The organism is Burkholderia sp. (assembly GCF_018375725.1).
In the GTDB taxonomy this organism is placed as follows: Bacteria; Pseudomonadota; Gammaproteobacteria; order Burkholderiales; family Burkholderiaceae; genus Burkholderia.
The window spans coordinates 1-24879 of the sequence record NZ_JAHACR010000029.1; the positions used below are offsets into that span (position 1 = coordinate 1).

Genomic DNA, 24879 nt, shown 5'->3' on the forward strand with positions numbered 1-24879 from the left:
GCGGACACTCCCGCGCGTTCGCCGCAAGGCGGCCTCGCGCGGCGCGTCGCCGGCGGCGGTGTGGCTGCGGTTCATTACTTCGCGGCGAGGGCGTCGTGGTTGTCGGTCTGCGGCTTCTTCTCGCCGCCATGGACCGAAATCCCGTGCAGTTCCTTGTTGCGCGCGACGACCTCGGCGGTCGGCGGGTACTGCGTCTTGTTGATCGGCACGATGCCGTCGTGCTGTGCCTGCTTCAGTTCGTTGATCACCTGCGTGCGGGACTTGCCCTGCGTTTGCGTTTGGGCGAACGCGGCCTGCGTGGCCATGCCGAGCGACAGCGTGGCGGTGACGAACAGTGCTGCGAGTTTTGCCGTTTTCATCGAGTGCTCTCCTTGATCAGGGCCGCCGGGTGGCGAACCATGGACCCAGTATGCGAAAGCAGCCGTGCGTGATCGTGATAGCGAGATGAAAAATGCGTCAGATTGCGAGGTGCGGGATGTACTGGACGGACTCGGTCGATATGACGCAATCGTCATGTTCGCGTCACGGATGCGATGAGCGGGAAGCGGAACATGAAGCCCGCCGTTGGCCGATGCGCCGGCGGCATTCGTGCCGATCGCGACAGCCGCATCGATCGCGGGCGGCGTCGTTCAGACCTTCATTCCGGACCGGAAATTGCCTCGTCCCGCCATTCGCCTCGCCTTGATCGCAGCCCTGACCGTCCCGTTGTACGCGGGCTGCGTATCGACTCGTTCCGATACCACTGCCGCCGCCCGCAAGGCGGCACCGGCCAATCTGATGCCGGGCGAGCAGGTAGACTACGCCGGGCATCGCTGCGGTAATCCGAACATGCATGTTAAGACGCATCCATGCCTGTTCCCGCAGTCTAATTCCAGGCCGTGATCGTCGAACGCCCAAAAAAAAGCCCGGTACTCGATGAGTCCGGGCCCAATGCGTGATCGTGCCGTGTGGCAGCGACCCGCTGCGTGGATGGGAGCGGGCAGGGCCCGCCACCGTTCCGATCGTAGCGCCACGACACATCGCGAAGTTGATCGGAACATGAAATTTTCGTCACACGGCCCGCATGGTTGATCGCCGTGATTCAGAACCGGTGGCGCAATCCGAGATTGATGATGCCCTGCGTGCGCGTACCACCGTAGCCGTAGGAACCGATCGACGCTTGCGCTGGCTGCGTGCCGCCGTCGAGCGTGCGCTGTTCGCCATTCGCGCGCTGCCACGCGCCGACTGCATAGAGATCGGTGCGCTTTGACAGCACGTAGTCGGCGCCGGCGGACACCTGATGGTAGGTCGCGCTCGTATCGCCGCGCGCCTTCGTGTAGCTGTAACCGACGCCGACGAGCAGGCTGGCTGTTGTCTGATAGTTGAAGAATCCGCGCGCGGTGTCGTACTTCTGCGTGCCGCGAAAGGCCGACGTCGCATCGGCCTTGTACTGCGCATTGCTGTAGTCGATGCCGACCGTGAACGGCGCGAAGGTGTAGCGCAACGCACCGCGCGCGATGCCGATCGATTTCGCGGAGATATAGCCACCGTTGACGAGCGACCCGTCGAATGTGCCGTCCGATGTGCCGTTCCACCCGGTCCGGATGCCATTGGCGAGCGATGAACGGTTGGCCGCGTAGTAGTAGCCGCCTGACGCGTCGAACGGGCCGTTGCTGTACGACAGGCCGGCCGACCAGGTTTGCCCGGCGCCGCTCTTGCCGGCTACGCCGCCAAGCGCGTACATGCCGACGAACTGGAAGCCGCCGACCACGGGTGACGTGTACTTCACCGCGTTGTCGGTGCGCGACGACGTGTCGTAGTTATCGACGTCGCCGGGCGTCGCGTACACGCTGCCGAAGTAGAAATCGCCGGTGATCGGCCATGCGACATCGGCGAGCGCATCGTACTGGCGGCCGATCGTCAGCGTCCCCCAGCGCGCGCTTTCCAGCCCGACGAACGCCTGCCGGCCGAACATCCGGTTGCCTTGCCCGAGCGCGCCGGTGTTTGGGTTGAAGCCGTTTTCCAGCGTGAAGATCGCCTTCAGCCCGCCGCCGAGATCCTCCGCGCCTTTCACGCCGAAGCGGTTGCCGAGCAGGTTCCCGTTACCGAGGCCGACGAGGTTCTTGCCTTGCGCATCGGCATTCCACACATACGTAAGCGAAGTATCGAACAAGCCGTAGAGCATCACTTCCGTGGCATGCGCAGCATGCGCGGTCGTCAGCAGCGCTCCCGACATCATGACGAGTCGAACCGGATTATTCATGGTGTGTTCCTGAAGTTGAAGGTGATCGTTTCGTGCATCGTTCGATGCCGGCGCCGAACTTGTGTCGCGACGGGCCGGAATATCGCGATTGCGGTGGCGATTCTGGAAAGCGTTCGGATCGTGGAGGTGATGGACAAATGAGAAAAATGTCATCGCGGTGTCATGCGTGCGGAAACATGCGGTGATTTCGATTCGTACTGCGATGTACAAGATGCGCGGACGGTGACGAAAGCGTCATGAAGCGGTCACGCATCCGCACCGCCGCGGGATCAAAGTGACGGCTCCTGTCACGGAATTCCAGTAAGGAGCCCACCCCATGAACATTCCGCGTCCGCTGATCGGCATTGCCGCCGTCGCGCTGTCGATTGCCGCCTTCTCGCAGGCCGTGGCCGCGCAGCCGAAGAGCCGCCAGGAAGTGTTTCAGGAACTCGTGCGTGCGCGCCACGACGGCGTGATCCCGAGCCCGAATCACGACTATCCGGCGAGTCCGGCCGCCGTCGCGCGAAATCAGGAGGTTCATCGCTCGACCGTTCATCGTGGCGAGAAGATGCCGATGGTCGACGCGCACGACAACCGCTTCGCGGTGCTTTGATCGTTGATTCAAGAAAAGGAGGGGCGATGCGAAATATCGTGAAAGGAATCGTGCTGGCGGCGTGCCTGATGTCGACGGCCGCGACGGCGGCAGGCTGGCCGGAACGTGCGCTGTCGCACGCGCCGGCCCACGACGTCGGCAGCCGCGCGAACGAGCGGATGCTTTGCGAATTCGCGGTCGTGCCAGCCGGCGCGTGGACCGCGAGGTTTGCGCGCGGGCTATGCGAAGTCGACAACGGCTGGTTGACGTTCGTGCCGGCCGATACCGGAGACGATTCGGCGGTCGCGGAGACGCGGATCATGCTCGGCGACGTTCGCACCGCGTCGCATCAGTCACGCAAGCTGAAGGAGCAACTGCAGCTGACCACACGCGACGAAGTGATCGCGCTGAACGTGCTGGCCGACGACGGCAGCCGCAAGTCGCGCGAACATGCAATCGATCTCTGGACCGCGTTACGCGACGAGGGTGTCACGCCGGTCAACGGCACGCGGATCGTCGATACCTATCCGACTGGCGCGACGACCTGGTAACCGCCGCGCCGTTACGCCCGGTTCATCCGACTTTCACCGATCCTTCGATCAGGAAGAACACGATGAAGCCGATGAAGAACGAAGCCGTCGCGAACGGCGATTCGGGCACTTCGTGCGCTTCGACCAGCAGTTCCTCAGTGACGAGGTACAACAGAGCGACGGTGCCCAGCCCCAGCAGCGCTGCATAGATATTCGCCGGCAGCCCGGCGAACGCCGCATTGCCGACAACGGCCGCGACGCTCAGCAGGGCCGCGAGCGCGACCGGAACGACGATCGACAGCAAGCGGCCGATGCCAGCCGCGGCCAGCGCCGCGCTGACCGAAAGGGCGAGGAACAACACCTCGAGCGTCAGTGCGACGGTCAGGATGATGCCGCTTTCGTCGCTCGCGGAAAAGGCAATGCCGAGCACCAGGCCGTCAACGACGAGGTCGATCGCGGTGATGATGATCAGGCTCACCGGCAGCCGCGCTGTCTCGAAGCGCGTTTCGATCGATCCGGATAGCTCGCTGATCGCGAGCATCAGTGCGATCCCGAGCACGAAACCGACGACGACCGGAATCAACGCATGCGCACGGTCTTGGGGCAGCAGTTCAAGCGCGGCGGCCGCGAACACGATGCCGCCCGTGAAATGCTGGATCACGCTCGACGTTTTCGGGCCCGGCGCTCGCCAAGCGGCCGCGAGGGCGCCGAAACAGGCCGCCAGCACGGGCGGTAACGTGAGCAAGGCGAGCTTTGCAGTCGGTGTCATGGAGTCCAAGCGGTTGGCGTGTGGCAGGCGGGTAGGGCTGAAGCCAGGTAGCGATACACGATTCCGTCATGCCGGAAGCGGCAGCGAACTCGTCCAACGGCGAATTAGGGATCGAATACCCGGAAGGGACTTCAGGATCGTGGCATTTGACAATGGCTGGAAACTCAGTCGGAGGATAGCTGACGATTATTGAATCGTATTAACGTGGCCGGCGCGCGGCAAACTATTCGTTGTCAAAATCCACATTCAATCAACGAGTTACGATCGTCTAACGGCTAATAGTATTCAGATGCATCGGTTGTGGCCGGCGGCCGCCACCTCGGGTGGGGGCTCGTCGGTGATGGCGGCGAAGGAGAGCAGATCAGGGTCCTTGCCGTTCGACCAGTGCGACCAAAGGCAGGCCACGAGCATCCGGTGTTGCGGGTTCGGCGCGAATTCCAGCACCACGTTTTCTTCCTCTTCGCCCTCGGCGAGCTCCCGGTGCTCCAGGTTGTGACGCTTCACGTTCTCGAAGAACTTGTCGACGATGAGGATGCCATGCGTGTGACCAAAGAGCGGTCGCCAGAACCCCTCGAGGTTGTCGAGCCGCGAGTTGTAAGTTCCGGGGAAGCGCACATCGTAATTGGCCGGCTTGCCCGCAATGCGACAGAGATACCGCATCGGCTTGACGACGCGCCGGCCGTCTTCCATCACCATCACCGGTGCGTAGTGGCTGGGGAAGATTCGCGAATCGCGATCTTTCGGCGTGGTGCGCCGGAGATCCTCGAGCTGGCGCAGCGACCAGTCGATCTTGTTGGTTGCGATGCGCTTGTCTTCGGTGGCGGCCTTGGTCACCTTGGTCTGCAGCACGCGCTCTGCCTTGGCCAGGCGCTCGCGCTGCTTGAAGATGGCCTGCTCGAGCTTCGTCACCTGCTGCGCTCGAAATTCGTCGATGAACGTCTTCGCCTGGCGCTCCTCGTCCGTCTCCGGATGGGCGAACGCGTCCTCGACACCTTTCGGCACCACCGCCCTGCTTCCTTGGACTCGCTCAAAGAAGAGGTGGGTGAACTCCTCGATGTCCAGGTCCGCACCGAACTCCCTCACGTACTTCCGGTAATCCGCCTCAATCTGAGCCGAATAGCACACGGCAACCTCCGGTCTGTAGGTTTCACCCGATGATAATGGACGAGACGCGGACGAGAGCGACATTCGCGCCGTGCGAGGGGCGACGAGACGAAGAAATGCCGTCCGAATTCTCGGAATCGCCTGATATCCTGCCGGGGCGATGGTGATGGCTGTCCCCGCAAAGTTCTATGCACCGTCGCCGGGCCACCACGGCTTGGCGGCTCGGTCGACCAAGTAGTCGTCAAGCACCTTGCCCTCGAGCCATTTTGGGCGTGGGCCGCGGCCGGACCACGACTTTCCCGTGGACGGATCATAGTATTGTGCTGGCGCCCGCTGCTTGCGCGCCTTCCGGAAGCCCGCCGCACGCAGCAGTTCCTCCTCCGTGATGCCATATAGCGCAACATGCTCTTGCACGGTTGCCAAATAGGCCTGCCTCTCATCCTTCTTGATGTCTGCGAGACGTATATTCAAATCGCGCAGTTGTGCCTGGAGATTCTGGATTTCAGTTGTCACGATGTTTCAAAGAGCAGTTCAAAAAAACGAGATGGTAAAGGAAGCGCTTCGATCGGCGGAATATCTCGAGAAGCTGGAGATTCCCATAACAGACGCACGATGGCCTAGGATTCCGTCCGTTCGACAGTGGGATCCACGGATTTGGATAGTTCGTGCCAGTTACGGTATCCGAGGATTTGCGAGTCCCACTTCTGTTCCTGCATGTGCGACAAGGCGGGGAATACGACTGAAAGGCAACGGATTAAGACGAAAACGAACTCTCATGCGCATGCCAGCGAGTCCACTTAACTGAGTTGCAAAAAAAGAACTGTCGAGTGCACTACGGTCTGCTCTTAGTCACCCGATTACTCAACGGAGATTTGCCAGTGTGGGCGGCCGGGGCCGGGAGCTCCCTTGCCGATTTTGTACCTGAAATAGCCTGACACAGCAAGCTCAGAACCTTGCTCTGACCCCGACATAACAGCGGGCTCATGACGGCCGCGACAATCTCGGCGCCGGCGACGTCGTAACGGCACATCGGCTTGCGCAATTGAGCGAAACATGCCCGAATGGACGCTCATTCGGGATTGCTGTCCGGTCGCGCTCTCCATACCCTGCCATCTTTGGCGCATAACGCGAGAAGAGGGGATGAACATGGAAGTCCAGAGCGAGGTTCTGATCGAAGCGGGCCCGGATAACAATCCGATCCCCGGTTCCGAGGCGAAGCGTTTTGCCGAGGACATCCGCAAGGCCATCGAAGCCAGCTTGCCTGTCGGCCCGAGGAAAGTCTCGCTGATGCCGTATCGGTACGGCAGCGGGGAACTGCTCGGATTCGACTGGTCGGACGGCGAGAACAACGTTTTCGCCGTGACCTTCCATATCGCAGAGACGCCTTCGCTGCCGAGTGCTGACCGTATCGGCACAGTCAGCGTGGATGTGGGCGTCACAGACATGACGGATGCGCTGCTTCTCGCGCGGCTGATCGTGCAGGCGGTCAACGGGAACGCCGGTGTCAATCTGTAAGGGCAGACATGCCCCCCGCGCGTTCGGGAGATGACATGGCCCAGTCACCCGAAAATCCAGAACGGAAAGGACACGAAAGCCTGTTCTCGCTGGCGCTGGAAGCGCGGTGCGAATATGCGCTGATGCGACTGCGCATCGTCGCAGACGAGATCGGCAGCGACGCGTTCAACCTGCACTGCGCCGAAGCATACCGGCTCGCCGCCCGCGCGGGCTACTTGTACGCCGGGGAGCCGATCCCGAACTTGCTGTGCGATGGCGATGAGCTCGAGGACGCATGGAACGATGGCGTCAAGAAGCGTGAAGAGGAGCGCCGCGCGGCCGGCGAACAGATCCGCCGCCCCGATATCGAGAAGCTGATCGACGAGAAGGACTGGTATGCCCTTGGTCTGCTGTTTCCGGAGCAGATTCTCTGGAGCCTGAAACGCGGAGATCGAGTTCCTATCCGGTGGCATTTCCTGACTCCGGACGTGAACTGCGTGACCTACGGCAATCCGTACGGGGACGCCGCGCTTTTCGGGACGCTCGACGACCTGTCGGTAGAGGATCTCGACGTACTCTTGGCCGATATCGCACGCGGCCAGCCGTGGCGGCGCGTTCGGTACCGGAGCAGGGAGTGAGGGCCGCCGGAGCCTTCAAACGCAGCGACGTTCCGGTACGGTGAAGCTTTGCCGGGCCTGACCGATGGGCAGAGGACAGCAGGGGTGCCGAGATGAGCGATGAATTCAGGATGCAGTTGGGCGGGATCGATGGGGTCGGCGATGAAGGATTCAAGATCAAGACGATCTGTGGGTGCCGGATCGTCTATGGGTCCGTGCCGCTGTCCTCATTCGCGATGCTGACTCACGGATTCAGCAAGAAGGCGCTGATGGCGACGGATATTGCAGACCTCATCGGCGCGACGTTCGTCATCGGCGAGCCGACCGCGCTGGACGAGCTGCGTCACATGGATCTCCCGGTTTCGGCAAAACGTCATGCCGACTACCTCGCCGCAACGAACCTCGGTCTGATCGCTGTCGCCATGTGGCTGCGCAGAGGCGCGCGAGGCAAATCGTCGAATGCGATGTGCAAGGCCATCTACGGCGTGCCGGCGGACGCCGGAACGGAGTTCCCCCACGATCCGGACGATCTGCGGCGCTGCCTGTTGTTCGTCGAGGCGACGGGCGCGCAGGACCAGTTCCAGAAGATGATCGAGGTTTCTCCCGAATGGTCGCGACTGGTTGCCAGATGGGACGAACTGGCGGCGCGCTTTGCCGAAGAGACGGCGGAGGGCAAGCAGGCGCCGAAGACCTACGCGCTGATGCAAGAACTGATCGGAGAGACGGGATCGGCCAGATGGGAGAAAGCGGGATGTTGATGCGAGACCAGGACACGTGCCGACACACCGAGCAGCGGCCCGTCGAGAACCGGTCGATAGATCCGGACGGAAACGAAGTCGTCGACGTCGAGCACGTTGAGTACTCAACCATGGACGATATCGACCTGCACCGCATGAAATGCCGGCTCTGCGGCAAGATCGCGTACTACTCGGGGGCCGCGCGGGCGTTCTACGAGGACGGCGTCAAATCGCCGGGGATTTCCGGACTGGAATAGACGTTGAATTCACACTCAGGTGCGCAGATCGCGGTGATTCTCTGCGTTGTTGCGGGGTACGTCATCCGTAAGAGAAGAAAGGCTCGTGTTCGCGCGGAACAGGACTGGAAGAGGGCCGTCTACAATCCGCGCGAATACAGACGGGACCACTAACTATCGTTGCGGAGCTGAGGAGCGAAGCATCGCTGCATTGAGAAGGGGCTGCGCGTGGCGATGGCGCCGCACGTCGTGGGTTCTGCAGCCTGACACAAGGGAAAATGGAAATGACGTACTGCCTTTGGATTTCGATCACCGCAAATGCGCTGCTATGCTTTGCATTGGTGACTACCGTTCGAATGTGCAGGTCGGACAAGCGGTTTGCGGCCAACTGCCTGCTTAGAGAACGCGAGGCAGCGGAAAGCGTTGCGGCCGAGTTGAAGAAAGTGAGTTCCGACTACTGCACGCTTGCCGGAGCAGTTGCGACGAGCCTCGAGGCCATCCGTGCTGACATCGACCGGAACTATCACCACACGCACGATGGTCACGTGCTAGACACGATCGCCTATAGACTCCGGAGGGAGGTGGCGGGTCGGACCGGCGCCTATGAGGTTCCGCTGTATGACTATGAAATCCGTCAAGTCGAATCTCTCGGCGGCGAGATCTCCAGTCGGCGCGCAATGACTCTCGGGCAGATGCTCGAGTTTGCCTGGAATCTGCACACGTTGTCTCGTGAGCGGGCGGACCAGCTGACAACGGTTGTGCAGCAGCCCTGTGGCAATCACGGGCAGGCCGTCTGGTTAGGAAAGATGCTCGCGATCTTCGAGCTCATGTGTGATCGGGATAAAGCTCTGGCTGTAGAGCGATTGTCTGCGGTTATCGAGGCATGGCGGTACGAGCCGGCGGAATATGCGCCGCGGTATGTCGAAGATATCCGCTGACAAGGAAGAAACGCGAATGACGCTCCGGTTCAATTTCACGATCCATACCGTCGTTGGCTCGCTCTCGGGCGAAGAGGATGCGAACGACGAAAAGCAGCTTCGCGAATGCATGCCTGAAGACGTCGTCTCGTTTTCGGTTGACGGCGTTCGCGACCGTCCGGGCATACCGACAGTTTCTGACGAGGAATTGTGGTTGAACCTCTGTTCGGCAGTGGAGAACATCCGGTACGCGAGCACGTTGACACCGGAGGTCGTTGCGCAGCATCAGGCCGGGCTAATGCGCGCCCTGAGAGGTCTTTGCATCCGTGTAACGACGTCGGACCATGACTGACCAAGGAAACCCTCTCATGTCCACTGAACAGCAGCCACCAGAATTCGTGCTTGCCGGGTATGCCGGATCGACAGATTACGAGCGCCTTGCCGGGTTAGCCTGCAAGGCCAGCATCATCTGCATTGTCGATTACGACATGCCGGGTGTTGGTACCGTTCGGGACGTTGCTCGCACGCAATACACGTTGCATCGCGGCGAAGAAGTCTTCATGGTGTGTGCCCGAGGAATCTCCTATATCCATGCGTTCGGCAAGGCCGATTTCATTGGCCTGTGCGAGCTTCGGCATGTCGAATTTGTAGAGCCCCGCCAGCGTGTAGCGGCCTAACCGGGATCGGTGCGATTCGTGGGCGACTTCATCAGCACATTCATGGACGGTCTGATGGACTGGCCCGTCGGCACCATCATTGGCAGCATCCTTCTTCTCGTGACGCTGGCGCTTGTCGTGATCCTGGTCGGCCTCGGTGCGGCCAGCATCTACCATCTGCTCGATTACTGCGGCATGCCCGAGGCCAGCAGGAAAGGAACCGTCAGGGATAAAGCCTACCGGCCGGCCTACACCCAGTACATCTACGTGTACAACGCGGCGACCAAGACCTCCATGCCGACGCCGATTTTCTATCCGGACAGATGGACGATCGACGTCGATATCGGAATCGGCAGTGATTCGATCGACGTGAGCGGTTCGTTCTATGAAAAAGTGACGCGCGGTTCGCCGGTAGTCGCGCGGTACAAGGTCGGAAGGATCTCCGGCCGGATCAACGTCACGGGCGTGCGCGCCTGAACCGGGTAGCCAACTGCATCTTCATCAACGCGGAGTCACCATGCCCATCATCAAGAACTTCTTCTACACCGTCGCGATTGCCTTCCTGCTCGGGTTGCAGACGGTCAATCCGGACAAAGACCTGCTGCGCCAGTTCGTGCTGATCCTCCAGTCCGATAACTTCTGGACGATCGTGAAGATCGGCACGCTGGCTCTGACCGCACTGGAATGGGCGTTTTGCGGGCCGGTCTCATCATCTTCAGCGACCGACGATCTCAAGGGATTCTGGGGAGCACTCAAGAAGCTCGCTGCGAAATTCGCACCGGCGCGGGGAACCCGATGAACGAGACGCTGAAGGCGCTTTTCCGCTACATCAAGCGGGAAAACTGCGATCCGACGTGGCAGGGAATTCGCGACAACGTGCTCGGTGCAATCTATCACCCCGAGATGTGCTACGTCGACGTGCTGAAGGTTCTTCTGACCGCGTACACGCAAGCGCTGATGGAACCACGCTTCGAGTTGCCCGGCAGGCACAACGCGGCCGAAGATTTGCTGCTCGCGCCGATCAAGGGTCACCATGCGATCGACTTCATGGGTCCGTCCTCGCTCGAGACGCGCTACTCGGTTGAGCAGTTCTACGGCGCAATGATCGAGAAAATGATGGGTGATCTTCGGTGCTGCAGGATCGACTGGTGCCGGGGCGAAATCTGGCAGAACGCGTCGGCTGCGCCGGCGCTGGAAAGCAGGTAGCCGGGGAAATTCGATGTGTGGGTGCCGAGCTGCGGGCGGCGTCCGAAGGATTGAAATGATTCCAGACGACCGAATCTTCTGGCTTGACGACATGCCGGAATCCGAAGCCCGCGAGAAGCTGGGCGGACAATTTGCCTATGCGATCGCGCTGGGGCGAGCCTATTGCGTGCGCTGTGCGCGGGAAGCCCGGCTCGCGGACGACATTGAGCGGTACGCCGCTTACCAGACAGCTGTCCGCGTCGCCCGCCTGATCGAATGGATCAACGAGCACGATCGGCCAGAACCGACGCTTTTCAACGGAGACGGCACGTTGACCGTGGCGACAACTGCGGTCGACACCAGCGGCAGGAGCTTCATCGAGCATGACGTGATTCCTGCGACGATGCGCGCGGCTCGCGATCTGCTCGGCTACTGACGGACAGGGGTAATCGTATGCCTGAGCGCGTGCAACTGAAGCGAACCAAGGGCTGGCGGATGCCTCCGAACACCGTCAAGGTGGACCGTACGACGAAGTGGGGAAATCCGTTCGTCGTCGGCAAAGAGGCTCCGTTTCTGCCGGGTTGCATCGTTCGAGATCGTCGGCATGCCTGGAGCCTGTATCTTGGCTTCGCGCCTCTGAATGAGCGGCTCGTCTCGGCCGCACGTGCCGAGCTCCGCGGGAAGAATCTTGGGTGCTGGTGTCCGAAGCCCGAACAGCCATACGAGGACGATTGCTGCCACGCGAGCGTTCTGTTGAAGCTTGCGAACGAATAGGAAGGAAGAAGCGTAATGGGAAAAGAGAAATGAAGGTGCGCGCAACGACCATCGCGGTAGGCCAGTCCTCTCCGCTGGAATCGCCAGGCCCGGGCGAAATGGCTTTGGCAGCGACGATCGTCAGCGACGTGCTGACGATGGTTCTCCAACTGCCGGACGTCTCGGACGAGGATATCGCCGGCGTGCAGGGCATTCCTCATGCCATCGCATTGTTGCAGACGCCCGATCTGCCCGTGGGCATGCTGATGCTCGCACTGCGAACGGGCGGCGACAAGGTCTGGCCGCTGACAGCACCGATTGTGGCCCACGTCGACGTGATGCAGACGTGGGCGGAGGAAAGGCCGGACAGTAATGTCATGCTCGTCGTGCTGGTTGATTCAAACACGAACTTGGTCCGTGCGTTGCGCACGATCGGTGCGCCGATGGAACTGTTCGATCTGATCCAGTCGGGTATCCGGTCGTGTCGGCGCATCGATCCTGCGGAATTCGTCATGCAAGCCGGTGAGATCCCGCTCGAGGACGTATGGGGTAAAGGTCGACGTTGGCTGCGAGACGAAGAATCCGACGAGTTCCGTTGAATTCTCCGAGAGGTTTGAGCAGAAGCACCGGACCAAACACACATGTAATTTCAGTTACCAGTCGTCGATTCGTAGTTCCCAAACCACCAGGAGAACCTATGCCTCAAGCCGCCGCTCTCGCTAATCTCATCAATCAGAAGCCATTCGATCAGTTGATCTTTGGGATGTACTCGTCCATCTGGATCCAGGTGAAGGGAGGCGGATATATCGTTTCCGGTCGGAGCAAGGCCGATGACACTGTCGGATCGCTGCCGGATGCTGGCGCACCGGCGCTCGTGAACGATCTCGACAGAGTGCTGGGCGGTGCGGAAACCGTCGATGTGAAAGTCGCCGGCGCGGCCTACGGCATCACGAAGATGACGATCGTCGGGGGGACCGAATACACCATGACGGAACATGCCCGGATCCCGCCGGCGGCCCGCGGCGTGCCGACCGTCGTCATCTGACCGGGGAGCCACGTCGCGCGGAAGCGTCCCGCTACCGGCCGGTCGCGGTCTTGCGTCGTAGCCGGCGCGGCGCCGGCGACCGGCAAGCGACAATTGATGAGAGGAGGGCAGAAAACATGGGCATTCTCGAAAGGGCAGCGCTCGTACCGCTTTCGGCGAACGAGATATCGCAGGCAAGTCAGATCATCGCCTTCGATGGGGTGTGCGTGGCGCATATCCAGCGGCAGATGGGGATTGGCTGGAACAGGGCGGCTGACCTCGCAGAAGCGATCGTAGGACGGGACGCCCTGCCGGAAGTCGCGAAGAACCGCTACGCGCGGTGCTCGTGAAACACTGAAGGTGCTGGGCGGAGGCTGCAGGGAAGGGAACTCGCCGGCCGTGTCGTGCTACGCTCTGCGCCTGCGGGGATATGCGTGAACACGCCTGGGCAGTCTGCCTGGGCGTTGATCGCGGTCCCCTCGCTTCCAACGTGCGAGCAAGACAATGTCCAAATACGCCCCCCTCGCAGACTACCTCCGCAATCTGGACGGGAGCGAGGTCACGCTCTCGTTCGACGAGATCGAACGGATCCTCGGCTTCTCCCTGCCTGCGACTGCCAGTCGGTTCCGACCTTACTGGTCAAATTCCGGGGTGAAAGACGGACATCCGGGCCGGCTATGGCGCGGCGCGGGTTGGCGCCAGGTCCGTCTCGACCTCACTGGCCGGCATGTCTCCTTCCGCCGCGCCGATGGGATGACGTCCGACCTGGAAGGCCTGAAGCCGCAAACCAAGAGGCTCCTCTACGACCTTTTGCAGGATGCCGGGTTTTCGGTGGAGGAGTGGCACCGCACTTCGCATGGCGATCCTGTCGAGAATTACAGGTCCAACCCGCGGTTCTGCTACGAATGGTGCTTCGGCTCGGTGAGCGAGGGTTTCGCCATGTGCTTCTGGTACGAGAACCTGACAACCGATCCACTTGGCCGGATCGTCTTCGACGGCAATGTGCGGGAAACGCGCGATGCCCTGTTGGCGATCGCAAGAGACGAAGCGTCCGACGCTTCAATACGCCTGCGTGCGCACGATCAGGCGGCGCGGGCCAAAGCCCTGGATGATGCGATTCACGAGTCGTTCCGGAGGGGGATGGCGGCGCGTGCCATCCTCTGCGAAGGCAATCGCCGCCGGGTCGACGAGCTGGGAAAGGGTGCCTCGTCGGTCGCACGACGGCATCTCGACGTCGCGGAGTGGTTCGTCCACGCCTACGATAGCCGTACGGGTGACTGCCTTGTCGTGAGAGAGGTGGAACCGGAGGATTCCGGCATCGAGGCTGACGGCGACATCGAATACGACGAGGACGCAACCTACGACGAGGTCCAGAATCGCGCGATCAAGACGCGCCGCGGACAGCAGCGGTTCCGTAGGCAATTGCTCGACGCCTACCGGAAGAGCTGCGCGGTCACCGGCGCCCGCGTGGTCGAGCTGCTCGAGGCCGCGCACATCGTGCCGCACTCGCTTATGACAGATTACTCGACCCGTAACGGCCTGCTGCTGCGTACCGACATCCACACTCTTTTTGATCTCAACCTCATGTCGGTCGACGAGCGATGCGTTGTCCATGTGTCCAGGGCGTTGTCCAACACGGACTACTGGCAGTATCACGGAAAACGCCTGAAGACCATTCCGGATCGATCAGAGGACCAGCCCTCGGCAACGGGTCTGGCGCGTCGCCACGAAAGCTTCCGCGAAGCTGAAAGCAACCGATAGCCGCACCGCCTCGCGGCGAGCCTGCCGTCAACCGCGGATAGCTTCCTGACAGGAACTTAGGGTATATTGTAGGCTCACTTCGACGGTAGCTGGGCCGACAGCCAGCCAGCGGGATATCCCGCGATTCAATCGCACGTTGATGCACATCCAACCCAGCGGGGCAGACTCCCGCTGGGAGCCTGCTTCGCGATTTTTCAGGAGCAGGTCTATGAACAATCACGTCGGACCGGTCCAGAAGCTTTCTGGTCGAGCCACTAAGCGGATCGAACGGATAGCCGAGACACCCAGCACGATTCTGCGAGACGCCTTGCTTGCGTCGACCCGGAAAGTGAGTTTTGGGGCATATGTAGATGAGTGGCCCGATCCCATCGCTCAGGATATTCTGCACTCGCGAGATTTTTCTGCGCTTGTGGACCGCATCCACGAGATCGGAATCGTGACGTTGGAACCTCTGGGCGGCGGCGCATCGTCGGTCGCGTTGAAGGCTGGCGAAGACAGGGTGCTGCGATTGGGCATGGGCGATCTTGCAGTTCGTCCGGACATTCCGGAAGTGTTGCAGCCGCTGGCAAGCGGCACCGTTGGATACCTCCGGTATGAGCTCACGGAACGCGCGGATACCGAATCCGTTTCCGATGCGGATGCATTGCGGATGCGCGAGGTCCTACGCACGAAAGGCTTTGATTGGGGCGAGATGGGCGTGGACAACATCGGCCGGATCCATGGTCGGGTCGTTCTGTTCGATCCGGGTGGAATCACTCCGATCGCAAGCCGTTCGAGCGATGTCAAACCGAACGTGAGTCGGGAGTCGAATGCGGAAATTCTCGCCCGACTTCGCCGCGATGCGCTCCCGATCGGGGAACCACTTGCATACACTGGAGAGGCAAAATGCCGATGAAAATGAAAAGCCCGTTGACGCTCGACGATCTAAATCTCCCGGCGGCCAGTATTCCGGTTTCGCTACGCGGCCGGCTCGAAGTCGAAATGACGGACAACAGTTATCCGCAAGTCGGTATCACGCACGACGGCATCTTCATTACCGAGCCGTACTTCGACGTTGGGATGGCCGATTCCGCCGTTCCGAGCGACTATGAACTGACCGCAGAGGAAGCGGACTTTATCGTCGAAACCAATCGACGGCTGGCATGTTGAACACAAAGCTGACGATTCAGCCAACTGGTATCATCTAACCTTAAACCATGCCCGCTGCGCCTCCCTTGGGAGCAGCGGGCTTTTATTTTTTCAACGCCCGGCGGCAGGTACACTTTGCGCGTCATTTCCTGATAGGAAGTAGATCGGATACGGGTTCGAACCCGGTAGATCAGGCCACCTGCACGGCTCGCGCGGCCACCTTGAATTACCTGGCGCAAAGGGTATCGTGAGCTTCCACTCGCTGCTAGTCGCGGCATTGCTCACTGAGAAGAGGTCGATGGATACGAACATCAAGAATGCGCCGCAGCGCATATATTTGAACGTCGGCGACCTGCCGCCCGGTGAATTCGAATTCGCGAGCCTCCACGAAGTTTCGTGGTGCGCCGACAAGCAGGGTAACAGCGACATCGAATACGCGCTCGTTGCTCTTGCCCATTCCGCCTCAGGACAGGAAGCAGGGAATGCACCGTCGTTGGATGGTCCGCTGGAGCGTCCCTTCAGCGATGTCATGGCTGAGATCTCGGCCGTGCGCCCGCTGGTCGATCAGTTCATCCAGGCTCGAAGTGGCGACATCAGCGATATCGGCTATGCGGATTTGCTGGCGTTCGCCTCATCGGTCCATCGCGAGACCCTGTCCGGCGCTCGCGCGGCGATGCCCACAGGCAAGACGATTGTATGGTGACCATCGTTTTCGATCGGCCGGGCGATTTCGAGGCGTGCAACGCAGCCGAGAAGTGGTGCCGCGACCGCGGGATCTCCGTTGGCGAGATGCAAGGCCCCGCGCCGCGCGGTCTGCTGGTGGGCGACTTCTGGATCGCCAAGTGGCGCAACCTCAACGCTGCCGAGAAGCGCGCCCTCAACGGCCGGATGACGGGCGACATGCGCCACGGGCCAGTCACGATAACGTTCGACGACGATGAGTACGGAAATCCGGTCGGGAAACAGCATGAACGTCGAGCGACCGCATGAAAGGTAGCCACTTCCCCATAAACGGGAACCAGTCGAACACTGAACCGGGCGCGACACTCGCCGCCAGCGTGCATGCATCGGGACTGAGCCGATGCCTGGCATGCACGAAGGCACGGACCTCCACGTCTGGTTGATCGGAGGCCAGGCCGTGGTGAGGCTCAAAACCGAAGTTCGCCGCCGCCCGGATGCCCTTGAGGCCGCTTCGAACGGATGCGTCACGACGCCTTGCACCAGGAATATCACCGCAACTTAACCGGATTGAATCGCGATGAATACGACCCAACTGCCCGAAACGCGGATCGAAGCAATCATTTCGAAAGCCTGCGGCCGACATCGTACCGGCGACAGCTACACGTTCGAGGACGTCTGGAACTGCATCGAGGCGGCGCTTGCCTCTGCCAACGTGAACGTGGGATCAGTGCCGGTCGGCTTTCGCACCCGCGTGCCGGGTTTTGACTGGACGCCGTGGATTACGGATGATCAAGCCACGATCGACAAAGCAATCAACGATGCGCACGACCACGGCTTCGAAGGCGAAGTGCTTTTCGTCGCGGCCGCAGCCCCTGCCGAGGCAACGCTGAACGATGCGCGCGTGAATCTCGAACACACCATGTGGCGCATCGCCACTCATGGGGAGCCGCAGATTTCCGTAACGTATGACGCGGACGAAGTGCGTGCAGCGATTGCCGGCGCCGAACGGAAAGCCTTCGAATATGGACTGCAACGAGGATATGCGCTCGCCTATGCTTCTGCCGCGCTTGCGGCAGGCGAGTCCGACGAGACGCTCCCAGCAGCGGCCCGCGCTTTCCTGTACCCCGACGTTTCCGATCTGGCGGCCGCGCAGCCCGTCGGCCGGGTTGCGCGATACCTCTGCACGCCCAACGCCGGCGGTGAGGGCGTCGTGATTGATCGGGCGCCCGATGCGTTCGAACTCCGGGAATGCGCCATCGTCGAACTTCGGGCCGACGAGGCGTCCGTCGTTGCTCTGGTGCGGAACGCTATCCGCACGGCGAGCCGCGGCGGTGACGTCCACCGGTGCGCGCAGACCGCAGCGAAGTCCATCGTGCCGCTCTTTGCCAGTGCCGCTGTCGCGGGACAGGTTGCAGTGACCGGTCGCGAAATGTTCGCCTGGCATGACGATCCTGCGAACACGGGCGTCGGCCCTTACTGCCAGCCCGGCGATCGCCGCGAACCGCGGTGGTTGCTCATGTTCGACGATGCTGAGCGTGGCCTCGCCATCTACGAATCCGAAACGGAAGGGCGTGAGGCGTTCGCACACTCGGAAGGACGCGGCTGGAACTGCTGGCTGTTCTCGCCCACGCCTCGGGTGGCATCGCACGCCGAGGTGATGAGCGAGGAGATCGTGCGCAAGATATTCGCTACGGCAGGATGCAGCGGGTGGTTCGCGGCGGACCCACTGAGCGCTGCCGAAGTGGTTCGCGTGGCCCGCGCGACGATCGCCGCCCGACCCGCGCAAGCCGTGTCGAAGGACGAGGGATGAGCAACGGCGAATCCGAACCGGAAGAAGTCATCGACGCCTACGCCCGGACTGGCCAGTTCGCCGGCCGCCCGGCGTGGAAAAGTGCTGAAGGGTGGGCGCTCGCAGACGCACAGACCACGATAGTGCGTGCGCCCATGCCGGAAGTCGTGCACGGAGGAGGGTTGTAGTTGGCCGGCCGTCCGGACGAAGTCGCTTCTTGGCAGCAGGTGTCACTTTGTCAGGAGGTGTCAAAAAATTCAGATTCCTATCACGAAGTGAGCTGCTATATACTCTTCCCCATAGGGAAGACCGGTCCCTACCTCCCACGTCATGGTGAAGCCTCGAGCAGGCCCGGTGCAGCAAAAATTCGCCGATTTCTCAGACCCCAGAGAATGCCCGGCCAAGTGGGAACGCAGGCGTTCAACCTACTGGAGTCCGTCCATGCGTACCTACTTTCGCAACACGAAGCGACCAAAGCTTGTCGCCGAGAGCCTCACCGCCGCTTTCCCTAACCTCCAATATGCGACTGCGCTTGAATGGGTAGCGAAGATCTTTGGGTATCGGAATTGGCATGAGTTGCAGAGCTCGGTCGACGAGTTTTCAACGCCTACACCCCTGTTCAGTCAACTCGATCCTGACGCAGAAAATTTCGAACGGTTGCACGAGCTCTACGAGCACCAGGTCGAAAAGCTGCAGGAGCTACTTGGCGACGACGCACCCTATGCCGAGGACGTGGCGGCCTGGACGCTTCTTGCAGACAATCATTCCATTCTGAGTCGGCCCAAGCGACTGATTGACGTGCCGCATGGCACGCCGCGACTTCAGGCATTTGCGGCCGACGATCGTTTTTTCTATCGCGAATCCCCTGGGGTTGACTATGGCTCGAATGATTACGGGGAGGGAGAATGCTTCGCCTGCTACGAGATCCTGCCGCAGGACCTGGACGCAACCGCGTTGATCGAGAAATTCGTTGCGCGGATTCGCGCCGTGCGCGGCGCGAGCGTGGCCGCGATTGCGGAGAAGGTGTGTCGGGTGGAGGTGACGTCGCCAGTGGTCGAATGCGATGTGAGTCGGTCATCCGTCATTCAATACAAGGATGTCCGTCTGATCTTGGTAGACAGAGAAACCGGTGATATCCGCGGATGTGGTCTGTTCCGGCTTGGAGTCTACGTTGGGCCGCCAGGGAAGGGCTGCTCGATCACGTGCGACGCCAAGGCCGTGGTGATCGAAGGTGGATACGACTACCTCAGTCTTCAGCTTGGGACGGTCGTTTGTCTCTTCTTTCAGTACGCCTTCGATAACATGAGGTGGATGCAATTCGGTGAAAAGTCGGAGTCGATAGCGGTCGAAATTGATGAAGACGTCGCTGATCAGCCGGAGGCAACCGCGGTATTGGATGCTGTGCACGAACTTTGGAAGGACGAGCTCGACGACCGCACAAGTGAGATAGCGGAGAGCCGATCACTGTCCGCGTGGCGCCGGCTCACGGTGGACGAGGTGTTGAAGACACACTAAGTCGCGAGCGCCCGAACGCAATAAAAGGCATCTTGTTCGGTAGGCTTCAAATTCCGATCAGGATGCTTCCAAGCAGGAAGTCCAGTGCTATACTTGTGACCGCTTTCCCTCGGTAGCTGGTCCGTTTTCCAGCCTGCTCGGTCGATTTCTCGTCCGTGATTCGTGTTTGTCGTTAGCCGGCATCCTGTCTTCCCCTCTGGGGGCTTTGTTCCCCAAAGCGGTCGGTTTGTTCCTATGTTTCTATCAGGAGCAAACCATGCTGAAAATCGCAATGTCCCCGGTCGTCGCCATTTCGTTCGCCCTTGCAAGTATGCTCGCCGGCGGAAGCGCCTTCGCGCAGTAGGCCGATCAGCAGGCGATACTCGGTTCATCTTTGAGCTGGGATTCCCAGCCACTATTTCAAACCCAAGCGGGGCATCTCAGTCCCGTTGGGCTGTGTGCTTCGCGGTTCAATGGAGCTCACATGAAACAGCAAAGCAACAACTTGCCAAAAAACAACCGTTGCGACGGAAATCTGACGAAATTGGAATTCGCGCAACGTCTCGTGGACGTCTTCCCTGGCTTTCGCAAGGATGACGATGTGTCGGGCGCCGATCTCGTTGACTGGATGAACGAGCACCTGGACGAGATCAAACAGGTCAAGGGTCTTCTGAAGGATATCCGTGCGATCTTCCCAGCCTTCGGGAGAGAAGGTGATGTCGATGGTGGAGATCTGGTCGCTTGGGTCAATGAGACCTTCGCCGATCAATTTCCGAACACCGTCCTGTCGCCCCGCCTTTTCGAGGGCAACTGGAACCATCTGTTCGGACCTGGCCGTGCGGAAACACAATGCCGTATCGTGGTCGATGTCGCGAACGACAAGCTCGTTGCCGCGCAGGCGCACGATGGTCTGAAGTGGATTGCTCTGTCCCAAGCAGAGAAGGATGATGTGTCTGAGTCGCTTTTCGGGGCGAACGACGTCAGCGAGGACCCGGAAGAATGGGATCTTTCGCCGATCGAGTCGCTTCCGCAGTGGGCTACCGACGAAAAACTGGAGAAGTCGGCTGGTCAGCTTGCATATGAGCGTGATTTGGCAGCTCAGCCAAACTACGAGGATGGAGCACGGCGACCAGGCTGGGTTCAGCTCGGCGATGTTGCCAAAGACTCGTGGGAGCGAAATCCAACGGATCGAAAACTTCCGGAAACCCATCAGGTCCAGTACGTCATCCGCTCACTGAGCGAAGGCGACAAAGATCTTGATGGTGCGGTCGGCGCATTCTGGTCGAACAACGACGGCTGGGGCGACCTCAAATCTGCGACTCGTTTCACGACGAAGGAGCGGATGGAAGGAAATCTTCCGGTCTCGTCGAAGGGCGACTCAGAATGGATGTTGGTCGAAGAAGCGCTCGACTTCACCCGGAAACTGCAGGAATCGGTGTCTCCGGTCGCTGAATTCGAGGCTAAGGTTGCGTCGGCATTGGAAGCTGCATCTGGGCTGAAAGTTGTCTTCAGTTCAATGTTGCAGGATCGGTCCGAGCACAACGCGATCTACCATGCCCACTCTGGGCAAACGGCAGAAATCGTCAGTGCCGGTATCGATCCCAATAAGGAGACGGACTGGGATGAAGAGGCGCTTCCGTTCCTGAAGGTTCGCTTCGCGGATGGTCTGGAAGTCACTGCGTTCGGCGAGGAGCTTTTCAGCCATGACGCACGGTTCTTCACTCTGTATTCCGCTGTCCTCGGTGGGTACGCTGCTGCACGTGAAAGCGAAAAATTCGTCGGCCCGTACCATCTGGAAACGGAGGGCACGGAGGCGGATAAGCAGGCCTACCTGACCGCGCTCGAAGAAGCGGTGACGCCGGTTATCCAGTGCTTCCAAGCCTCATGGACACCGCAAGAGTTCCGTGTGGGAAATGTGGTGAAACTACCGGTGAACGACCTGCTGTACTCGGTCGCTGATCTGCTGGAGAAGCGCTGGGAGAAGGCCGGTACGCCAGGCTGTGCCGTTGAGCTTGTGCTGGGCGACGTCGAAAACGTCCGTCGGGGTAACAAGCTCGATGGTGACCGCTCGGTTCGTTCGGTCCTCGACGAAGCTTCGAGCCTTCTGGAAGAGTGGATTGCTGATGGCAAGTCAGCTTCAATGAAGGAATCCGCGGCTCTCGAACAGGCTCGTGCGTACTTGTCTGCTGCTGTTGAGCAGACCGGGAAACTGCCGGAAGGCGAACCGACGAAGGTTCGCAAGACGGTAATCCAGTTCACGGTGCTGCATGACGACGGGCAAGATTTGTCGTCGACGTCGCTTCGCGATATCGCATACGAGTGCGGTGAGGGCGGCTATATCGGCGGTGGTCTCGCCGTGGTCTCGAACGAAGCCCTGACGCGTCAGCAGGTTGACGCCGAAGCAGCCAAGCTCGGATCGGATGCTTCGTTCTTCGATATCGATCCGGAGGAAGACGGCCAATCGGTTTCGCCTTCGCCCGGTATGTGATCTATCGAGCCGGCCCGCCCGCCGTGTGCAATCCCCTTTCGAGGGGTTTGCCCGGCGGGCAGTATTTTCCTTTTAAACCCTCGCGGGGAGCGCGCTTCCCGCTACGGGGACGCTTCTCGCATCAATTTTTTGGAGAAGCAACATGAGCAATGAACAAGGGAAACTGCCGGAAGTTGCGGAATTGGCCGTTGAAAATCTGCAGGTCGGCGACAAGGTCGATCTGAACTCGTGTCCGTTCCTCAAGGAACGCGCCTCGGCCGACTTCGAGTACGCCGTTGTCGAATCAGTCGAGCGCGAAACGCCCGCGTGCGTGGCAGTAAGCTACCAAGACCATGGTGTTGTGGGATATCCGATCGGATGCAAGCTGAAGGTTTCGTCGGAAACCTTGGCTGACCGGAAACTGCAGCAAGTGGGCCCGATGCTCGATTACTTCATCGCTGATAAGGCCGAGATCCCGCACGTTGGGATCTGCCTCGATGACGAGGATCGCGCGACGCTTGTTTCCTGGGACCTCCCTGCAGGCGCCGAAGAGCGGTCCAACCTCGAATTGCTGGTGATCGGAGTTGTCAACGCAGCAAACGTATCGGGCGTGACGACCGTTTCCGGACTTCTCGCGGCCGGCGCAACCCACTGCAGCACGCGCCGGATCGATGGCCGGATGAATCAGGAGCAGCAATCTGTCTACGACCGGCTAATGGCCGCAGCCGTGGAAAGCGGGAAACTGCCAAAGACGGTCGATGGCATCCGCGAATCGCTGGCGTCCTTGGTCGAGTTGGATGTGGCCAGCGGCGAGCCGGTGTTCCAGCCAAATCTGGCTGGTTACGCCGGACAGGCTGCGGCGAAGGAACTCATCGGCAACTGGGATGAGGCTTTGCGGAGCGACCCCAATGGCAAGATCGTTGGGAACCTCATCGGCGACGTGGACGACACGATTGCAGCCCTGAAGGTGTTTCGTGATCGCGCGTCGGCTGTTTTGCCAGAGCGGCATCAGGCCGGCGCGATCGTGAATCTGCCGGAGACGTTTCATCATGCGGCCGGCGTCGCGCATTTTAACGGCCAGGTTATGGCAGCGGCAAAGGTGATCGCGACCTTGGACAAGGCCGAGTCATTCATCGTCGGTTTCGAAGGCGATGAACTGCAGGAAGGCATCGACGATCTGCTGCGAGAGATCCGGACCGCGAGCGGAGCATTGAAAGCGCAATGGAAACTTCCGGAAGCCGAGCAGGAGCTTGGAGAAGACGAGATCCGTGATTTCCTGACGGATCGAATCGAAAGAGGCGACATGGCGCTGGAAGACGTCACGAAAATGATGGCGCGGTATGGCCTCATGGACCCGAAGGCTTTCCAAGTTGAAATGCGTGAGCGCATGCAGAACCACCGCAACGAGTAGCAGGATCGCTCGCCGGTACCTGGTATGTGATCTATCAAGCTGGAACCCGCCCGCCGTTGCAAGCCCCTTTCGAGGGGTTTGCCCGGCGGGCATTTTTATTGGCGCGCTCGATCCACGCGATTTCGACCTTTCCCCGGTTTCGGTTCGGGGAAGTTTCCTAGAAAGCCAACGTTTATAGGACTCCGATAGGGATTGTTCCGCCAGCTGCTGCCGGGTACGCTAACCCGATAGACGCGGCTGCAAACGTGACGACTGTTTAGCCATAGGAAAACGGAGTAGGAAATGAAACTAGCCAACTGGCGCGAGTTTGACGAAGGCGAAGAGTGGTTCGCAGGTAGGGCGCTTTGGGTATGGGCACCCTCCTGGAACGAACCTCGCTTGGTCACGGCAGATCGCGGAGACGACTTCGACTGGTTTTACGCGAGTGGCCCAAAGCTCGAAGATGCAAGCTGGGAGTTCCCGACGCACTGCTGCGATCCTGTGCCACCGGCCCAGCCGGTAGTCTGAAAACACCACGGAAACCACGAGCACTGGAAGCCGGGCGTAATCGAACTCGAATAGGAAAAACGCACCATGACCGCAGAACAGCAGGGCCACGACGCATTCGTTACGTTCAGCTCGGATGCGTACAACGCGGGCTTCCGCCTCACGCTGTACGTTGACGGTGGCGCTCGCTCCAGCGCGGCCCTAGTGTCGGTGAATAAGGCACTCGCTAAGCCGTTCGGCCAAGTCCCGTTGGCCGTCCGCGCACTAGCGTTCGCCCTGCAACAGGACGGCTACCCCGTTGAATGTAGCACCCACGGTAACTCATGGTTTCCCGTCACTGAGCCGACGTTCGACGCCATGACGTACTACCGCCTGTTGCCCAAGCCCGGTATGCCCGAGGCCCCCGTAACAGAACCGGACTCGGACGAGTTCTGAGCAACCTTTGCAACGGAAGCTGAGTAAACGGCCGTGATCGATCGCCAGAACTACTGACTACACGGAAGACGAGAGCCGGCCGCGGCGGCGAAGGAAGAGACAAATGCTTATCAGGATTGAAGTTTCGAACGCCGAGCTCGAAGCAATGGAGTGCGACTCTATCGACGAGTTCGAGGAACAGATCCGCAATCAGCTGGATAACGGCGTTGTTACGAGCGACGGCGGTACCGGAGCTGATTGGATGGCCGAGTACGGCCTTGAAATTGTCAAAGTAGATTGAGCGTAAGCCCACTCCGCATTTTCAAATTCCGATCAGGATGATTCCCACCAGGAAGTCCGGTGCTATACTCGTAACCGCTTTCCCTCGGTAGCTGGTCCGTTTTCCAGCCTGC

At 60.3% G+C, this 24879-nt stretch carries 35 protein-coding genes; 30 read left to right on the plus strand and 5 right to left on the minus strand.

The window, feature by feature from the left end; genetic code table 11:
• Window positions 1–74 precede the first annotated feature (74 nt).
• Entirely contained in the window at window positions 75–359 is a 285-nt protein-coding gene (locus KH616_RS06575; RefSeq protein ID WP_009693528.1) for a DUF4148 domain-containing protein, read from the minus strand.
• 205 nt (window positions 360–564) lie between these two features.
• Between KH616_RS06575 and KH616_RS06580 the strand changes: the two genes are divergently transcribed.
• Window positions 565–882, plus strand: a complete 318-nt coding sequence (locus KH616_RS06580) for a hypothetical protein (protein WP_012211000.1) — start codon at window positions 565–567, stop codon at window positions 880–882.
• Between the two features lie 199 nt (window positions 883–1081).
• Here KH616_RS06580 and KH616_RS06585 read toward each other — a convergent pair whose 3' ends face one another.
• Window positions 1082–2242 carry a porin gene (locus tag KH616_RS06585; RefSeq protein ID WP_292238074.1) on the minus strand — a complete coding sequence of 387 codons (1161 nt, stop codon included), beginning with the start codon at window positions 2240–2242 and terminating at the stop codon, window positions 1082–1084.
• Window positions 2243–2558: 316 nt separating this feature from the next.
• On the opposite strand from KH616_RS06585, the gene KH616_RS06590 reads away from it, so the two are divergent.
• Together KH616_RS06590 and KH616_RS06595 are read left to right on the plus strand one after the other, a co-directional pair.
• Window positions 2559–2834: a DUF4148 domain-containing protein gene (locus KH616_RS06590; RefSeq protein ID WP_009693531.1), complete on the plus strand. Its 276-nt coding sequence runs from the start codon at window positions 2559–2561 to the stop codon at window positions 2832–2834.
• 26 nt (window positions 2835–2860) lie between these two features.
• Window positions 2861–3364 carry a hypothetical protein gene (locus tag KH616_RS06595; RefSeq protein WP_009693532.1) on the plus strand — a complete coding sequence of 168 codons (504 nt, stop codon included), beginning with the start codon at window positions 2861–2863 and terminating at the stop codon, window positions 3362–3364.
• A gap of 22 nt (window positions 3365–3386) precedes the next feature.
• Here KH616_RS06595 and KH616_RS06600 read toward each other — a convergent pair whose 3' ends face one another.
• The 3 genes from KH616_RS06600 to KH616_RS06610 form a co-directional block, all read right to left on the minus strand.
• Entirely contained in the window at window positions 3387–4112 is a 726-nt protein-coding gene (locus tag KH616_RS06600) for a ZIP family metal transporter (protein WP_012211002.1), read from the minus strand.
• Between the two features lie 285 nt (window positions 4113–4397).
• Window positions 4398–5237: an SOS response-associated peptidase family protein gene (locus KH616_RS06605; protein WP_046196995.1), complete on the minus strand. Its 840-nt coding sequence runs from the start codon at window positions 5235–5237 to the stop codon at window positions 4398–4400.
• A 165-nt stretch (window positions 5238–5402) separates the two neighbouring features.
• The gene (locus KH616_RS06610) at window positions 5403–5729 is read right to left on the minus strand and encodes an H-NS histone family protein (RefSeq protein ID WP_046196966.1); all 327 of its coding nucleotides are present in this window, start codon (window positions 5727–5729) and stop codon (window positions 5403–5405) included.
• Window positions 5730–6356: 627 nt separating this feature from the next.
• Here KH616_RS06610 and KH616_RS06615 point away from each other — a divergent pair.
• The 27 genes from KH616_RS06615 to KH616_RS06740 all read left to right on the plus strand — a co-directional run bounded on the left by KH616_RS06615 (window position 6357) and on the right by KH616_RS06740 (window position 24767).
• The gene (locus KH616_RS06615; RefSeq protein ID WP_046196967.1) at window positions 6357–6731 is read left to right on the plus strand and encodes a hypothetical protein; all 375 of its coding nucleotides are present in this window, start codon (window positions 6357–6359) and stop codon (window positions 6729–6731) included.
• Between the two features lie 8 nt (window positions 6732–6739).
• Window positions 6740–7348 carry a hypothetical protein gene (locus tag KH616_RS06620; protein ID WP_080330530.1) on the plus strand — a complete coding sequence of 203 codons (609 nt, stop codon included), beginning with the start codon at window positions 6740–6742 and terminating at the stop codon, window positions 7346–7348.
• Between the two features lie 92 nt (window positions 7349–7440).
• On the plus strand, window positions 7441–8085 hold the full coding sequence (locus KH616_RS06625; RefSeq protein ID WP_080323273.1) for a hypothetical protein: 645 nt from the start codon (window positions 7441–7443) through the stop codon (window positions 8083–8085).
• Window positions 8079–8321 carry a hypothetical protein gene (locus tag KH616_RS06630; protein ID WP_046196969.1) on the plus strand — a complete coding sequence of 81 codons (243 nt, stop codon included), beginning with the start codon at window positions 8079–8081 and terminating at the stop codon, window positions 8319–8321. The genes KH616_RS06625 and KH616_RS06630 overlap by 7 nt, the downstream gene beginning before the upstream one ends.
• 257 nt (window positions 8322–8578) lie before the next feature.
• Complete coding sequence (locus KH616_RS06635) at window positions 8579–9238, plus strand: hypothetical protein (RefSeq protein ID WP_285518503.1); 660 nt, start codon at window positions 8579–8581, stop codon at window positions 9236–9238.
• Window positions 9239–9254: 16 nt separating this feature from the next.
• A complete protein-coding gene (locus KH616_RS06640) occupies window positions 9255–9569 on the plus strand; it encodes a hypothetical protein (protein ID WP_046196970.1) in 315 nt (104 codons plus the stop codon).
• 16 nt (window positions 9570–9585) lie between these two features.
• A complete protein-coding gene (locus KH616_RS06645; protein WP_080323274.1) occupies window positions 9586–9894 on the plus strand; it encodes a hypothetical protein in 309 nt (102 codons plus the stop codon).
• 18 nt (window positions 9895–9912) lie between these two features.
• Window positions 9913–10350 (plus strand): hypothetical protein, encoded by a 438-nt coding sequence (locus KH616_RS06650; protein ID WP_080326950.1) that lies wholly within the window; start codon window positions 9913–9915, stop codon window positions 10348–10350.
• Between the two features lie 40 nt (window positions 10351–10390).
• Entirely contained in the window at window positions 10391–10672 is a 282-nt protein-coding gene (locus KH616_RS06655) for a hypothetical protein (protein ID WP_046196973.1), read from the plus strand.
• Window positions 10669–11079, plus strand: a complete 411-nt coding sequence (locus tag KH616_RS06660) for a hypothetical protein (RefSeq protein ID WP_080323275.1) — start codon at window positions 10669–10671, stop codon at window positions 11077–11079. The genes KH616_RS06655 and KH616_RS06660 overlap by 4 nt, the downstream gene beginning before the upstream one ends.
• Before the next feature lie 55 nt (window positions 11080–11134).
• On the plus strand, window positions 11135–11494 hold the full coding sequence (locus KH616_RS06665) for a hypothetical protein (RefSeq protein WP_218673148.1): 360 nt from the start codon (window positions 11135–11137) through the stop codon (window positions 11492–11494).
• A 17-nt stretch (window positions 11495–11511) separates the two neighbouring features.
• On the plus strand, window positions 11512–11832 hold the full coding sequence (locus KH616_RS25400; RefSeq protein WP_046196975.1) for a DUF4326 domain-containing protein: 321 nt from the start codon (window positions 11512–11514) through the stop codon (window positions 11830–11832).
• A gap of 29 nt (window positions 11833–11861) precedes the next feature.
• Complete coding sequence (locus KH616_RS06670) at window positions 11862–12410, plus strand: hypothetical protein (protein ID WP_285518502.1); 549 nt, start codon at window positions 11862–11864, stop codon at window positions 12408–12410.
• Window positions 12411–12508: 98 nt separating this feature from the next.
• Window positions 12509–12856: a hypothetical protein gene (locus KH616_RS06675; protein WP_080323277.1), complete on the plus strand. Its 348-nt coding sequence runs from the start codon at window positions 12509–12511 to the stop codon at window positions 12854–12856.
• Between the two features lie 116 nt (window positions 12857–12972).
• Window positions 12973–13185: a hypothetical protein gene (locus tag KH616_RS06680; protein ID WP_080323278.1), complete on the plus strand. Its 213-nt coding sequence runs from the start codon at window positions 12973–12975 to the stop codon at window positions 13183–13185.
• A gap of 154 nt (window positions 13186–13339) precedes the next feature.
• Window positions 13340–14596: an HNH endonuclease signature motif containing protein gene (locus KH616_RS06685; RefSeq protein WP_285518501.1), complete on the plus strand. Its 1257-nt coding sequence runs from the start codon at window positions 13340–13342 to the stop codon at window positions 14594–14596.
• A gap of 208 nt (window positions 14597–14804) precedes the next feature.
• Window positions 14805–15491 (plus strand): hypothetical protein, encoded by a 687-nt coding sequence (locus tag KH616_RS06690; protein ID WP_046196979.1) that lies wholly within the window; start codon window positions 14805–14807, stop codon window positions 15489–15491.
• Window positions 15482–15745 carry a hypothetical protein gene (locus tag KH616_RS06695; protein WP_292238081.1) on the plus strand — a complete coding sequence of 88 codons (264 nt, stop codon included), beginning with the start codon at window positions 15482–15484 and terminating at the stop codon, window positions 15743–15745. Before KH616_RS06690 ends, KH616_RS06695 begins: the two co-directional genes overlap by 10 nt.
• 277 nt (window positions 15746–16022) lie before the next feature.
• Window positions 16023–16427, plus strand: a complete 405-nt coding sequence (locus KH616_RS06700; RefSeq protein WP_046196981.1) for a hypothetical protein — start codon at window positions 16023–16025, stop codon at window positions 16425–16427.
• On the plus strand, window positions 16421–16714 hold the full coding sequence (locus KH616_RS06705; protein WP_179148672.1) for a hypothetical protein: 294 nt from the start codon (window positions 16421–16423) through the stop codon (window positions 16712–16714). The genes KH616_RS06700 and KH616_RS06705 overlap by 7 nt, the downstream gene beginning before the upstream one ends.
• Window positions 16715–16982: 268 nt before the next feature.
• Window positions 16983–18215: a hypothetical protein gene (locus tag KH616_RS06710; RefSeq protein ID WP_046196983.1), complete on the plus strand. Its 1233-nt coding sequence runs from the start codon at window positions 16983–16985 to the stop codon at window positions 18213–18215.
• Window positions 18212–18382 (plus strand): hypothetical protein, encoded by a 171-nt coding sequence (locus KH616_RS06715; RefSeq protein ID WP_176031665.1) that lies wholly within the window; start codon window positions 18212–18214, stop codon window positions 18380–18382. Before KH616_RS06710 ends, KH616_RS06715 begins: the two co-directional genes overlap by 4 nt.
• 253 nt (window positions 18383–18635) lie before the next feature.
• Window positions 18636–19709, plus strand: a complete 1074-nt coding sequence (locus tag KH616_RS06720; protein WP_080323281.1) for a hypothetical protein — start codon at window positions 18636–18638, stop codon at window positions 19707–19709.
• A 463-nt stretch (window positions 19710–20172) separates the two neighbouring features.
• Window positions 20173–22176 (plus strand): hypothetical protein, encoded by a 2004-nt coding sequence (locus tag KH616_RS06725; RefSeq protein ID WP_292238085.1) that lies wholly within the window; start codon window positions 20173–20175, stop codon window positions 22174–22176.
• A gap of 142 nt (window positions 22177–22318) precedes the next feature.
• A complete protein-coding gene (locus KH616_RS06730) occupies window positions 22319–23566 on the plus strand; it encodes a hypothetical protein (RefSeq protein ID WP_242610622.1) in 1248 nt (415 codons plus the stop codon).
• A gap of 573 nt (window positions 23567–24139) precedes the next feature.
• The gene (locus KH616_RS06735) at window positions 24140–24487 is read left to right on the plus strand and encodes a hypothetical protein (RefSeq protein ID WP_046196989.1); all 348 of its coding nucleotides are present in this window, start codon (window positions 24140–24142) and stop codon (window positions 24485–24487) included.
• Window positions 24488–24590: 103 nt separating this feature from the next.
• Window positions 24591–24767: a hypothetical protein gene (locus tag KH616_RS06740; RefSeq protein WP_176317598.1), complete on the plus strand. Its 177-nt coding sequence runs from the start codon at window positions 24591–24593 to the stop codon at window positions 24765–24767.
• Window positions 24768–24879 lie beyond the last annotated feature (112 nt).